Origin of the sequence: Streptomyces sp. NPDC006261 (assembly GCF_040613515.1) — a bacterium.
Taxonomy (GTDB): Bacteria; Actinomycetota; Actinomycetes; order Streptomycetales; family Streptomycetaceae; genus Streptomyces.
On the sequence record NZ_JBEXSI010000021.1, the window covers coordinates 104,837 to 117,624 of the forward strand.

The 12,788-nt window shown below is 73.3% G+C and carries 8 protein-coding genes and 1 pseudogene; 4 read left to right on the top strand and 5 right to left on the bottom strand.

Features of this window, described 5'->3' with window-relative positions; translation table 11 throughout:
• Positions 1–33 precede the first annotated feature (33 nt).
• Complete coding sequence (locus ABZ154_RS16375; RefSeq protein ID WP_356833084.1) at positions 34–279, top strand: hypothetical protein; 246 nt, start codon at positions 34–36, stop codon at positions 277–279.
• A 19-nt stretch (positions 280–298) separates the two neighbouring features.
• Positions 299–433: pseudogene (locus ABZ154_RS16380) on the top strand (pyridoxamine 5'-phosphate oxidase); the annotation flags it as partial.
• Between the two features lie 29 nt (positions 434–462).
• Here the strand turns inward: ABZ154_RS16380 and ABZ154_RS16385 are convergent.
• The 5 genes from ABZ154_RS16385 to leuS form a co-directional block, all read right to left on the bottom strand.
• On the bottom strand, positions 463–3,021 hold the full coding sequence (locus ABZ154_RS16385; protein WP_356833086.1) for a ComEC/Rec2 family competence protein: 2,559 nt from the start codon (positions 3,019–3,021) through the stop codon (positions 463–465).
• Positions 3,018–3,734, bottom strand: coding sequence for a ComEA family DNA-binding protein (locus ABZ154_RS16390; RefSeq protein WP_356833088.1), 717 nt, complete (start codon positions 3,732–3,734; stop codon positions 3,018–3,020). Before ABZ154_RS16390 ends, ABZ154_RS16385 begins: the two co-directional genes overlap by 4 nt.
• A gap of 650 nt (positions 3,735–4,384) precedes the next feature.
• The gene (locus ABZ154_RS16395) at positions 4,385–5,230 is read right to left on the bottom strand and encodes a DegV family protein (RefSeq protein ID WP_356833090.1); all 846 of its coding nucleotides are present in this window, start codon (positions 5,228–5,230) and stop codon (positions 4,385–4,387) included.
• A 136-nt stretch (positions 5,231–5,366) separates the two neighbouring features.
• A complete protein-coding gene (locus ABZ154_RS16400; RefSeq protein WP_356833092.1) occupies positions 5,367–6,143 on the bottom strand; it encodes a hypothetical protein in 777 nt (258 codons plus the stop codon).
• 149 nt (positions 6,144–6,292) lie between these two features.
• On the bottom strand, positions 6,293–9,166 hold the full coding sequence (gene leuS / locus ABZ154_RS16405) for a leucine--tRNA ligase (protein ID WP_356833094.1): 2,874 nt from the start codon (positions 9,164–9,166) through the stop codon (positions 6,293–6,295).
• A 531-nt stretch (positions 9,167–9,697) separates the two neighbouring features.
• Here leuS and ABZ154_RS16410 point away from each other — a divergent pair.
• The gene (locus ABZ154_RS16410; protein WP_356833096.1) at positions 9,698–11,254 is read left to right on the top strand and encodes a hypothetical protein; all 1,557 of its coding nucleotides are present in this window, start codon (positions 9,698–9,700) and stop codon (positions 11,252–11,254) included.
• Positions 11,251–12,711, top strand: coding sequence for an NADH-ubiquinone oxidoreductase-F iron-sulfur binding region domain-containing protein (locus ABZ154_RS16415; RefSeq protein ID WP_356833098.1), 1,461 nt, complete (start codon positions 11,251–11,253; stop codon positions 12,709–12,711). The genes ABZ154_RS16410 and ABZ154_RS16415 overlap by 4 nt, the downstream gene beginning before the upstream one ends.
• Positions 12,712–12,788: the final 77 nt, after the last annotated feature.

Here is a 12,788-nt window from a genome sequence, read left to right on the forward strand (position 1 = left end):
GGGGCACAGGTGCCCGTACCGGAGAATGACCGGGTGAGCGATGTGAGACATGTACTGGTGCTGCCCGACCGCGACGCCGCGGAGGAGGTCGCCGGGGAGCTGGCGGAGCGTTTCGGAGTCGCCGAGGAACCCCAGCTCGTGCGGGACGCCCTGGCCGGCGAGGACGACGCCGAGGACGCCCAGTGGCTGGTGGTCGTGGAAGACCCGACAGGACGCCTGGACCCCACGGCACTGGACGAGTTCGCCGCGGAGTACGAGGGATGGCTGGAGAAGCCGTAGCGCCCAGGGACCGGACGGGGCGAAGCTCGGGTGGGATCCGCGGAAGCGCTCCACGTGGGTGTACCTCCGCATCACCCCGCACACCGTCCGGGCCTGGCGGGAGGTGAACGAACTGGCAGGCCGCGACCCGATGCTCTCCGGCACCTGGCTGGTCCGGCCCCCTCCCCCGCCACCGCCGACCGGTCAGTTGCCCCGTCCTGAACGGCCCACCGCCCGCAGCTCCTTCCCCGCGCCCGTCACCGCGATGGTCCCGGCCGTGTCGGTACGCAGGACCCGCGCCCCGGCGGCCCTGAGCGCGTCGACGGTACGGGGTGCCGGGTGGCCGTACGGGTTCTCCGCACCGCAGGAGATGAGCGCCAGCCTCGGCCGCGCGCTCTCCAGCAGCCCCGCGTCCTGGAAGCCCGAGCCGTGGTGGGCCACCTTGAGGACGTCCACCCGGGGCAGCCCCGCCGGGCTGTGCAGCAACCCCCGTTGGGCCGGTGGTTCGAGGTCGCCGAGGAGCAGCAGCGTCAGACCGCCCGCGGCCCGTACGTGGAGGGTCACGCTGGAGTCGTTCGGCCCGCCCGCCCCCTTCACCGCCCCTGCTCCCCCGGGCCCGTCGCGCGGCCAGAGGACCCGCCAGTCGAGCGGCCCCGCCCGGCGTCGCTCACCGGCTGCCGCCCGCACCGTCGCGACCCGGGCCGCGGCCGCCGTACGCCGCACGAACGCAGCCTGCTCCGGCGGCTCGTCGAGGCTCGTCGTCTGGACCGCGCCCACCGCCCTGCCCCGCAGCACGCCGGGCAGTCCCCTCACATGGTCGGCGTGGAAGTGGGTGAGGATCACGAGCGGGACGCGGGTGACCCCGAGATCGCGCAGGCAGCGGTCGACCGAGCGGGGGTCGGGTCCGGCGTCGACGACCACGCCCGCCCCCTCCCCGGCCGCGAGCACCATCGCATCGCCCTGCCCGACGTCGCACAGCGCGAACGCCCAGCCCGGTGGCGGCCACCCCGTCACGATCCGGGTCAGCGGGACCGGCCGCAGCACGACCAGGACCAGGAGCAGCGCGGCGGCAAGGCAGAGCCAGGGACGACGGATCAGCCGAGGGGCCAGCAGCACGGCCAGGACCGTGAGGACCGCGAGGAGAGCGGCACCGGCCCAGCCCCCGGGCCACGGGGCCTCCGCCCCGGGAAGGCCCGCCCCCGTGCGGGCCACCGAGGCGATCCAGCCGGCCGGCCAGCCCGCGACCCGCGCCAGCAGTTCGGCCACCGGCGGGGCGACCGGGGCGACGGCCAGCGCCGCGAATCCGAGCACCGTCGCGGGCGCCACCGCGAACTCCGCCAGCAGGTTGCACGGAATCGCCACCAGGCTGACCCGCGAGGCCAGGACCACCACGACGGGCGCGCACACCGCCTGCGCCGCTGCTGCCGCCGCCAGCACCTCGGCGAACCGGACCGGCATCCCTCGCCGCTGGAGCGCGGCGCTCCACCGCGGCGCGAGCGTCAGCAGGGCACCGGTGGCCAGGACGGACAGCAGGAACCCGTAACTCCGGGCCAGCCAGGGGTCGTACAGCACCAGGAGCAGCACGGCCGCCGCCAGGGCGGGGATCAGGGACCGGCGGCGGCCGGTCCCGATGGCGAGAAGGGTGATCAGGCCGCAGGCCGCCGCGCGCAGGACGCTCGGCTCCGGGCGGCACACGATGATGAACACGAGCGTCAGCACTCCGCCGATCAGCGCGGTCCCCCGCAGGGAGATGCCCAACTTCGGCGCCAGACCTCGTCTTTCACTGTCCAGCGCCGATCCGGGCGGGCCGATGAGGAGGAAGAGAAGGATCGACAGATTGGCTCCTGACACCGCCAACAGGTGCGTCAGGTCGGTGGCCTTGAAAGCGTCATGGAGCTCAGGCGAGACCCTGGAGGTGTCTCCGACCACCAGCCCCGGCAGCAGCGCCCGCGCGTCCGCGTCGAGACCGTCCGTCGCCTCCCGCAGTCCGGAGCGCAGCTCCCCGGCCGCGCGCTGGACGGCCGTCGGGGTTCCGGTGATCCGAGGTGGCCCTTGGGGCTCCACCCGCAGGACGGCGGCCAGGCGTTCACCCCCGTGGGCGGGCGGTGAGAGACGGCCGCCGACGCGCAGCCGGGTGGACGGCAGCAACTCCTGCCACCTCACCCGGTCGTCCCCGGTCGAGACCATGAGGAGGACCGGCGTACGGACCCGGGTGCGGTGGCCGCCGGGTGCGGTCACCTCGGTGATGTCGGCGTTGAGCAGAAGCATGGCAGGGGTGCTGTGACTGCCCCGCACGCCGGGGCGGGTCGGCCTGGGATCCGAGGTCACCCGCACCTCGGCGTCGACCCGCGCGTGCTCCTGCGCCAGCCCGGGGACGGGCCCTCGCCACACGTCGGCGCCGTGCAGTCCGGCCGTGGCCCCGCCCGCCGCCGCGCAGAACAGCACGGCTCCCGCCGCGACGGCTCGCTTACGCCCAGCAGGTGCGGCGGCCCGCCCCGACCCGGAGGGCGCGGCGGTCCGTCTGCCCCCGGCGGACGCGGCCGCCAGGAGTGCGAGCGCCACGACGGCACAGACCGCCGTCCCTGCGGCCACCCAGCGTCCCGGCAGCCCCAGCGCGAGAGCGGCGGCCGCCCAGACCGCCAACGCCGGCGGGACGAGCCGCAGATCCGCCGGCCCCTCTTCCCGGGCGCGAGCCGTCCCCGGCACACCATTCGTGGCGGCGGTCGTGTGCCGGTCGGCCACACCCGCCTCGGGACCGTTCATGGCTGCACGAGTGGTCGGAGGTTGGCGAACCTGCGGTCACCGATGCCGTTGACCTGCCGGAGCTCGTCGACGGACCGGAATCCGCCGTTCTCCGTGCGGTGGTCGATGATGTGCTGCGCCAGCACGGGCCCGACCCCGGGCAGGGTTTCGAGCTGCTCCTTGGTCGCCGTGCTCAGACTCAGCAGGGCCACCGGGCCGGACGCCCCCGGCGCTACCTCCGCCCCACCGGTCGGGCCGAGGGCGGCCGGGACCTGGGGCAGCCCCACCGCGACCTGCTCGCCGTCCATGAGCACGCGCGCCCGGTTGAGCCCCGTCACATCGGTCCCGGCGCGCACCCCGCCCGCCGCCCGGAGCGCGTCCTCCACCCTGGAACCGGCCGGAAGGCGTTGGACGCCCGGGCGGTGCACCTTGCCGCTGACATCCACGACGATCTGCCCGGCCGGTTCGGGAGGAGGGGAAGGCGGTGCACCGGCGACCGGCCGGGGCACCGGGTCCGCGCCTTCGGCACGTAACGAATCCTCGGCCACCGTCGCAGCCCCCGCCTCCACCGTCTCAGGCGCACGCACCCCTTGCGGACGGACGGTCCAGAAGTGGAAGGCGGCGAGACCGACGGCCGCCACCAGCACCAGGGCCAGCGCCGCGAGCGTCCGCGGTGCCAGCCCCCACCTGATCCGCACCCACAAGGGCACCCGGTCCCAGAGCCCCGACACCACGCGCCCAACCTGTGTGTGCCCGCCCGCCTGGGGCCCGCCCGCCTGGGTCTGGGCGTCCTCCCCCGCGCGGTCGTCAGGCAGCGGGTACCTACTCGGGATCGGCTCGCGAACCACCCCCGGGCTCGGCTCAGCAACCACCCCCGGGCCCGACTCAGCAACCGCACCCGGACCCGGCGCACCCGCCATCAGCGCGTCCGCCCGGCGCCTTGCCGCCGCGGCGGCAAGGGCGGCACGGCCGCGCGCGGACCCGTACCTGCCAGGGCGGGCACCGGGACGGACCCCCGCCCGGCCGCTCGGACGGCTGCCGGGACCGCGCCGCACCCGGCGCCCGCCCGCCGGAGCACGTTCGGCGGCGGCCGCCACTCCCGCGGCCGGACCACCGGAGGCCGAGGCCGACGGCGGGATCGGAGACGGGAGGGGAGACGGGAGGGGAGACGGCACCGGAGACGGGGAGGCCGCGGGCGGAGCAGCGGCGGACGAGTAATCAGCGGCGGCGGACGGGGCGTCGGGGATCGAAACCCGAGAAGTTCGAAGGGCCATGCCTCACGACGTTAGGGACAGCCGCCCCAACCCGCTGAGCTGCCGCGATTCCTGTGGACAGCCGGTCAGTTGTGGATATCCCGGCCACTCGTCCGAGGGATCCGGCACCGTCACCGCGGCGAGATCACCGCGCCGAGCAGCCCCGGCCCCGTGTGTGCCCCGATCACCGCGCCCACCTCGCTGACGTGGAGGTCGGCCAGTCCCGGCACACGTTCCCGCAGCCGCTCGGCCAGGCGCTCCGCGCGCTCCGGCGCGGCGAGGTGGTGGACGGCGATGTCCACCGTCGCCTCACCTGCCCGCTCGGCGACGATCTCCTCCAGGCGGGCGATGGCCCTGGACGCCGTCCGTACCTTCTCCAGCATCTCGATCCGGCCGCCGTCGAGCTGGAGGATCGGCTTCACCGCAAGCGCGGACCCCAGCAGCGCCTGGGCCGTGCCGATACGGCCGCCCCTGCGGAGGTAGTCCAGAGTGTCGACGTAGAAGTACGCGGATGTTCCGGCGGCCCGTTTCTCCACCGCCGCCACGACCTCGTCCGGACTGCCGCCCGCCTCCGCGCTCTCGGCCGCGGCGAGGGCGCAGAAGCCCAGGGCCATGGCGACCATGCCCGTGTCCACCACGCGTACGGGGATCGGTGCGTCCTTCGCGGCGAGCAGCGCGGCATCGTACGTGCCCGAGAACTCCGCCGACAGGTGCAGGGAGACCACCGCGTCGGCCCCGCCGTCGGCCGCTGCCCGGTAGGTCTCGGCGAAGACCTCGGGGCTGGGGCGGGAGGTGGTCACGGAGTGGCGTTTCTGCAGGGCCAGGGCGAGCGAGCGGGCCGAGATCTCCGTGCCCTCCTCCAGCGCCTGATCGCCCAGGACGACGGTCAGCGGCACCGCGGTGATGCCGTGCCGTTCCATCGTCCGGCGCGGCAGGTAGGCCGTTGAATCAGTGACGATAGCGACATGGCGGGACATGAGCCGGAGGTTACCTGCCGAGGGGGGAGTGCGGGAGCCCGACCCCGGCCCTGGCGATCATTCGCGGTCACTTCGGAACGCGTCCGGTCACCATCAGCCACCAGCCCATCGGGCTGAGAAGCCGGACGGCCTGCCGTCAGTTGGTCGTCTCCGGCCTGGCCGACTTCTGCCACGGGTACTTCGTCCGCAGGTGCGGGTCCGGCGCGGTGATCGCCTGCGGGGCCTCCTCACGGGCCGGTCCGCCCCAGGACCCGTCCGCCGTGCTGCTGTTGCCGCCCCCGGCGGCGGCCGGCTCGGGCCAGTCCACCCCGGCGTCGCGCCCCCGCGTCGCCCCGGCGTCCGGCCCCTGCGAGGTCCCGGGCCGCTCCTCCACGGTCCAGTGCCGCAGGGCCCCGGCCTCGATGTCGATCTGCGCGTTCAGCGCGTCCAGGTCGTCGTCGGCGAACTGCCGCGCGCGGTCCCGGGCCGCCCAGCGCAGCGAGTCCGCCGAGTGCGTGATCCGCTGTGTGCGCTCCCTCAGCTGCGGCAGCAGGCTGGTGACTGTCACCCGGTCCGGCTCGCGCTCCAGCCGCTTCAGCTCCTCGTCCAGCTCCAGGCCGTGGGCGCTCAGCCGCCGGAAGAGGCCCACCGACTCCGCGAGCGAGGAGTCCTCCGCGACCCCGGCGTGCAGGGCGTCCTGGGTGGCGCGCATCGAGGTGCGCAGAGCGAGCCGGAGTTGTGCCAGCTCACCCGCGACGCCGGTCTGGCCGAAGCTCTTGGCCCGGAGCGTGGTGTCCTCCACCGTGCGACGGGCCTGGGTGATCGTGCGGTCCACGCCTCGCTTGGCAGCGCCGACGGCCTTCACGGCCGCATAGACGCCCAGCGCGATGAACGCGACGAAGAGCAGCGCCAAGATCGTGATCGCGGCTGTCATGAGTGCCCCTCGGTGTCTCGATGCGGCTGCCGGTACCGGTCGCCCCCTCCACCGTAAACGGAACGGGCAGGCCGAGGGTTCCTTCGGAACCCCCAACCTGCCCGTAAGGGATGGCCCTGACTCCGTACGCAGCCTGCGTACGGAGGCGGTCACGCCGGGACGATGTTCACCAGCTTCGGCGCCCGCACGATCACCTTGCGGATGCCGGCGCCGCCCAGCGCCGCGACGACCGCCGCGTCCGCCAGGGCCAGCGCCTCCAGCTCCACGTCCGTGATGGAGGGCGAGATCTCCAGGCGGGCCCGGACCTTGCCCTTGATCTGGACGACACAGGTGACGGTCTCGTCCACGACGTACGCCGGGTCGGCCACCGGGAAGTCCTGGTGGACGACGGAGTCGGTGTGGCCCAGGCGGCGCCACAGCTCCTCCGCGATGTGCGGGGCCAGCGGGGCGACCAGCAGGACCAGCCGCTCGGCCACCGAACGCGACAGCGGGCCGCCCGCCTTCGTCAGGTGGTTGTTCAGCTCGGTGATCTTGGCGATGGCGGTGTTGAACCGCATCCCCTCCAGGTCCTGGCCGACCCCGTCGATGGCCTTGTGCAGCGCCCTCAGGGTGTCCTCGCCGGGCTCCGTGTCGACGACGGTGACCTCGCCGGTCTCCTCGTCGACCACGTTGCGCCACAGCCGCTGCAGCAGGCGGTACTGGCCGACCACGGCACGCGTGTCCCAGGGACGCGACACGTCCAGCGGACCCATCGCCATCTCGTACAGGCGCAGGGTGTCCGCGCCGTACTCGGCGCAGATCTCGTCCGGCGTGACCGCGTTCTTCAGGGACTTGCCCATCTTGCCCAGGACGCGGCTGACCTTTTCGCCCTCGTAATAGAAGGCGCCGTCGCGCTCCTCCACCTCGGCGGCGGGGACGGCGATGCCCCGAGCGTCGCGGTAGACGAAGGCCTGGATCATGCCCTGGTTGTACAGCTTGTGGAACGGCTCGGCAGACGAGATGTGGCCCAGGTCGTGCAGCACCTTCGACCAGAAGCGCGCGTACAGCAGGTGCAGCACGGCATGCTCGGCGCCGCCGACGTACAGGTCGACACCACCGGTGGGCTGCCCGTCGCGCGGGCCCATCCAGTACTGCTCGATCGCCGGATCGACCAGCTGCCGGTCGTTGGTCGGGTCCAGGTAGCGCAGCTCGTACCAGCAGGAACCGGCCCAGTTGGGCATGGTGTTGGTCTCGCGGCGGTACTTGCGCGGACCGGCCCCGTCGCCCAGGTCCAGCGTCACGTTGACCCAGTCCGCGTTGCGCGACAGCGGCGTCTCGGGCTGGGTGTCGGCGTCCTCCGGGTCGAAGGTGCGCGGCGAGTAGTCCTCGACCTCCGGCAGCTCCAGCGGCAGCATCGACTCGGGCAGCGGGTGGGCGATGCCCTCCTCGTCGTACACGATCGGGAAGGGCTCGCCCCAGTAGCGCTGGCGGCTGAACAGCCAGTCGCGCAGCCGGAAGTTGACGGTGCCCTCACCGACGCCGTGCTCCTGCAGCCACTCGGTGATCCTCGCCTTGGCCTCGACGACGCCCAGGCCGTCCAGCGAGACCTCGTCGTTGGCGGAGTTGACCAGCTTCGCTTCGTACGAGGCGAAGGCGTCGTCCCACGTGGAGGGGTCGGTCCCGCGGTCGTCGGAGGGCTGGACGACACAGCGCATCGGCAGCTCGAAGGCGCGCGCGAAGGCGAAGTCACGTGCGTCGTGCGCCGGTACGGCCATGATCGCGCCGGTGCCGTAGCCCATCAGGACGTAGTCCGCGATGAAGACGGGGACCATTTCGCCACTGACCGGGTTGGTCGCGTACGCGCCGGTGAAGACGCCGGTCTTGTCCTTGGCCTCGGCCTGCCGCTCGACGTCGGACTTGGCGGCGGCCTGCTTGCGGTACGCGGTGACGGCCTCGGCCGGGCTCGCGTGCCCGCCGGTCCACACCGGGTGCGTGCCCTCGGGCCAGGCGGCCGGGATGATCCGTTCGACCAGCTCGTGCTCGGGCGCCAGGACCATGTAGGTGGCGCCGAACAGGGTGTCCTGGCGAGTGGTGAAGACGGTGATGGCACCGGCGGTGTCGACCGGGAACTCGACCCGGGCGCCCTCGGAGCGGCCGATCCAGTTGCGCTGCTGCAGCTTGATGGCCTCGGGCCAGTCCAGCCCGTCCAGGTCGTTCAGCAGCCGGTCGGCGTAGGCGGTGATGCGCATGTTCCACTGGCGCAGCTTGGCCTTGAAGACGGGGAAGTTTCCGCGCTCGGAGCGACCGTCGGCGGTGACCTCCTCGTTGGCCAGCACGGTGCCCAGCCCCGGCGACCAGTTGACGGGCGCGTCGGAGGCGTACGCCAGGCGGTACCGGCCCAGCAGGTCGGCGCGCTCAGCGGCGCTCAGCGCGTTCCACTCACGGCCGTCGGGGGCCGCCCGCGTGCCGTTCTCGAACTGCTCCACCAGTTCGGTGATCGGACGCGCCCGGTCGGCCTCGGCGTCGTACCAGGAGTTGAAGATCTGCAGGAAGATCCACTGCGTCCACTTGTAGTACTCGGACTCGATCGTCGCGAACGAGCGGCGGTTGTCGTGGCCCAGGCCCAGCCGGCGCAGCTGGACCTTCATGTTCTCCATGTTGGCCTCGGTGGAGGCCCGCGGATGGGTGCCCGTCTGGACCGCGTACTGCTCGGCGGGCAGGCCGAACGCGTCGAAGCCCAGGGTGTGCAGCACGTTGTGGCCGGTCATCCGCTGGTGGCGGGCGTAGACATCGGTGGCGATGTAGCCCAGCGGGTGTCCTACGTGCAGCCCCGCACCCGAGGGGTACGGGAACATGTCCATGATGAACTTCTTCGGCTTGGCGGCCAGTTCCGGGTCGCCCGCCAGGTCACCGGTGGGGTTCGGTGCCTCGTACGTCCCCTCCGCGTCCCAGAAGTCCTGCCAGCGTGCCTCGATGTCGGCGGCCATCGCCGCCGTGTAGCGGTGCGGCGCGGCCGTCTCGGCTGCGGAATTCGTCTCGCTCATGATCCTCAAAGCTCCATCGATCGTCATCTGCCGGGAAACGAAAAATCCCCTCGCACAGGAGGGGACGCCGCGCTGACTCCGACCAGGCGTTCTCACCGGTCGGGACTCTTCAGCGCGGCTCGCTGAGCAGAAGGCGTACGGCACGCATGGCGTCAGGGTACCGCACGGGCCCGGAGGGGAGCGGGGAGCAGCCGGTGGGCGGACACCGCCTGCGCGAGGCGACCCCCACCTGCTCGTTCGTCGCCCTCAGTAGCCGACGCGTGATGTTCCTGTGGGCACGCGGTGTGTGTTCGGCGGGCTTCCGGTGGGCTTCGTGCGGAGTCCTGGGGCGACGTGCGGGACGGCGGGAACGCTCGGGAAGCGGGGGTTACTCGGCGTACCGACTTCTATCGGGGCAACCGAGCAAACCCCGTACTGGTTGGTATGGGGCGTCCTAGCATGCGGCAACGGGACCGCTTTGCCGAACTATTCGGAGTCGCCCCTATGAACCCTCATCGCAAGATCCGCGTATCCCCCAGCATGAGCCCCGGAATGAGTCGGCCTGTACAGGGCGGCCTGACTGTCACCGCCCTGGTTTTCGTCCCTCTGCTCGCCGTCGCGGGGAGCGACGACCTGCGTGCCACCCTCGATTTCACCACCGGCGTCCTGTCGCTGGTGTCCCTCAGCGCAGCCGTCGCCTGGGGCCTGCTGGCGACCGACCGGCTGTTCCTCTCCACCCGCCAGCGGATCGTCTGTCAGGGCATCCACCGGGCCACGGCCGTGGCCGCGCTCGGCTTCCTGCTGCTGCACGGCACCGTGAAGATCGCCCTGGGGCATGTGACGCTGCTCGGTGCCCTCATCCCCTTCGGCCTCGGTGTCACGGGTACGGCGGGGCTGATCGGCTTCGGCTCACTGGCCGGACTGCTCATGGTCGTCACGGCCGCGACCGGCGCCCTGCGCAGCGCGTTCGCCCACCCCTCCCCCACAGCCACCCGGCTGGGACAGTCACTGGGGTCCCCCCGGGAGGCGGGCGGGATCGCGGGCCGGTGGCGCGCCCTGCACGCCCTGGCCTATCCGGCCTGGTGCGCCGCGCTGGTCCACGGCCTGTACGCGGGCCGGGCGCCCGCCACCTGGGTCGTGGTGATGTACGGCCTCTGCCTCACCGCCGTCGCCGGCGCCCTGTGCCTGCGGCTGCTGCCCCGCCCGACGAAGCGCCGGATCACCGACCGGATCAGCACGCTGATGAGCCCGGAGGCGGACTTCGACACGCCGGACCCGGTGCTGCGTGGGTCCTCGCGGGCGGGGGCGGAGCGCGGTTTCGGCCGGGACCGGGAGCCGCCTTCGGCAGACCCCGAGGGGTGGAGTGCCCCGGGCCGGGAGGTCCGGGGCACTCCGGTGCGCCCGCGCACGCTGTCGGCGCCGCTGCCGCCGCCGATGCCTCCGCCCGTACCGCTGTCCGGCTCGCTGCACTCCCATGACGAGACCCGCTCCCTGCAGGACCCTCTCTTCACCCACGGAACGCAGCCCCTGCACGAGGCGCCGACAGAAATGCTGTACGGGTTCCAGCCCCCGACGTACGAACCGCCGCCCCGCAGCTCCGACCGGCTCGCCGACAGCCCTGTGGGCGGGCCGGGGGCCGGATCGGCGGGCGGGCCGGGGATATCGGCCGGATACCGCGCCGTCTCCCAGGCCGCTGACGCCACGCACCCGCCGGGCGCCAGATGGCCCGCTCCGTCCCCCGCCCCGCCCGCGCAGGCCCACCACGGCCCGCAAGGATCCGAGCACACCTACGCGCCCCCGCAGGAACCACCGCTGTACGCGTCGCCGCTCTACACGACGTCCCCCTACGGCACCTCGGAGTACGGCACAGCTGACGCGACGCCCTCTTACAGCCCCCCGACCGGCAGCGTGCCGATGCCCCGCACTCCCGCTCCTTCCTACGAACCCTCCTACGGAACCCCGTACCGGTCCGCTCCGGCGGCCGAGCCCTCCGAGACGGCCGTCCCCATCACACCCACCACCGGCGCCGGCGCCGAACCGCCGACCGGACCGTTCTCCGCGCCCCCGGCCGGCGAACCGTGGCACGCACCCGCAGGAGACCGACCGTGAACGACCCCCTCCCCGATGTTCCCGAGGTCCGCGTCGTCGGCCTGCCGCAACTGACCACCGGCTTCGACCTGGTGGAGCGGCTCGACCTCGCCATGCACCTGAAGGTGCACGGCCCCCTCGAACCGATGACCGGCGAGCGACTGGCCGAGCTGGCCGAAGCGATATCCCTGCGCGGGCGGGGCGGCGCAGGGTTCCCCTTCGGGAAGAAGATGCGGGCGGTGGCGAAGGCGTCGATCCGGCGCGGGGTGCGCCCCGTGGTCGTGGTCAACGGGAGCGAGGGCGAGCCCGCCTGCCGCAAGGACACCGTCCTGCTCAACCGCGCCCCGCACCTGATCCTGGACGGCGCCCTGCTGGCCGCGGAGGCGCTCGGCGCGCGCACGCTGGTCGTCGCCGTCACCCGTAACTCCACCGAGGTCTCCGTACGCGCGGCACTGGCCGAGCGCGGCCTCTCCGACCGGCGCGGCCAGCAGTTGCGTGCCCGCGTGGTCCGCACCCCGGAGCGCATGGTCTCCGGGGAGGCGTCCTCGGTCATCCGGGCGGCGAACGGCGGCCCGGCCCTGCCCCCCGGCCGGCGTGAGCGGGCGGCCGAGACCGGGGTCGGCGGCTCCCCGACCCTGCTGTCGAACGCGGAGACGTACGCCCAGCTCGCCGTAGCCGCCCGGATCGGCCCCCGCCGCTATGGGCACACCGGGCTGCCGAACGAGCCCGGCACGGTCCTGCTCACCGTCTCCGGCGCCGTGGCGCGGCCCATGGTCATCGAGGTGCCGACCGGGGTGCCGCTGCGGTACATCCTCCAGCTGGCCGGAGCGCCGCCGCTGCCCCAAGGGGTCCTGACCGGCGGCTATCACGGCAACTGGATCGACGCGGTCGCCTCCCACAACGCGGTCGTGTCCCGCGAGTCCCTGGCCACCGTCGGCGGCGCCCTGGGTGCGGGCGCGATCCTGCCGATCGGGCCGGAGACCTGCCCGCTCGGCGAGTCCCTCCGGATCGCCAACTGGCTGGCCGCCGAGACCGCCGGACAGTGCGGCCCGTGCAAGCTGGGACTTCCCGCTGCGGCGGGCGGGCTCTCCGACGTACTGAACGGCGGCGGGCCCGCCGCGCTGGAGGCCCTGCGCGAAGTGACCCAGGCCGTCAAGGGCCGGGGCGCGTGCAAGCACCCGGACGGTTCGGCGCGCTTCCTGCTGTCGACGCTGTCGGCGTTCACCGACGACCTCGCCGCCCATGTCCTGGACGGCGGCTGCGGCCGCGAGACGCTCGGTGTGCTGCCACTGCCCGCCTCCGGCTACCAGGACCTGGAGGAGTCGATCCCCAGCGGCGAGAAGCTGGCGGTGGACTGGACGCTCTGCCAGGGCCACGGCCTCTGCGCGGACATCGTCCCCGAGCTCATCAGGCTGGGCCCCGACGGCTATCCGGCGGTGGCGGACGCCTCGGTCCCGATTATCGCCACCGATCTGTAGGGGCGTACGGAGAGCCCGGGGCCGGGAGTGCCAACCCGGCGGCCCCGGACTCCGTCAGTGACCCGGCAGAACACACA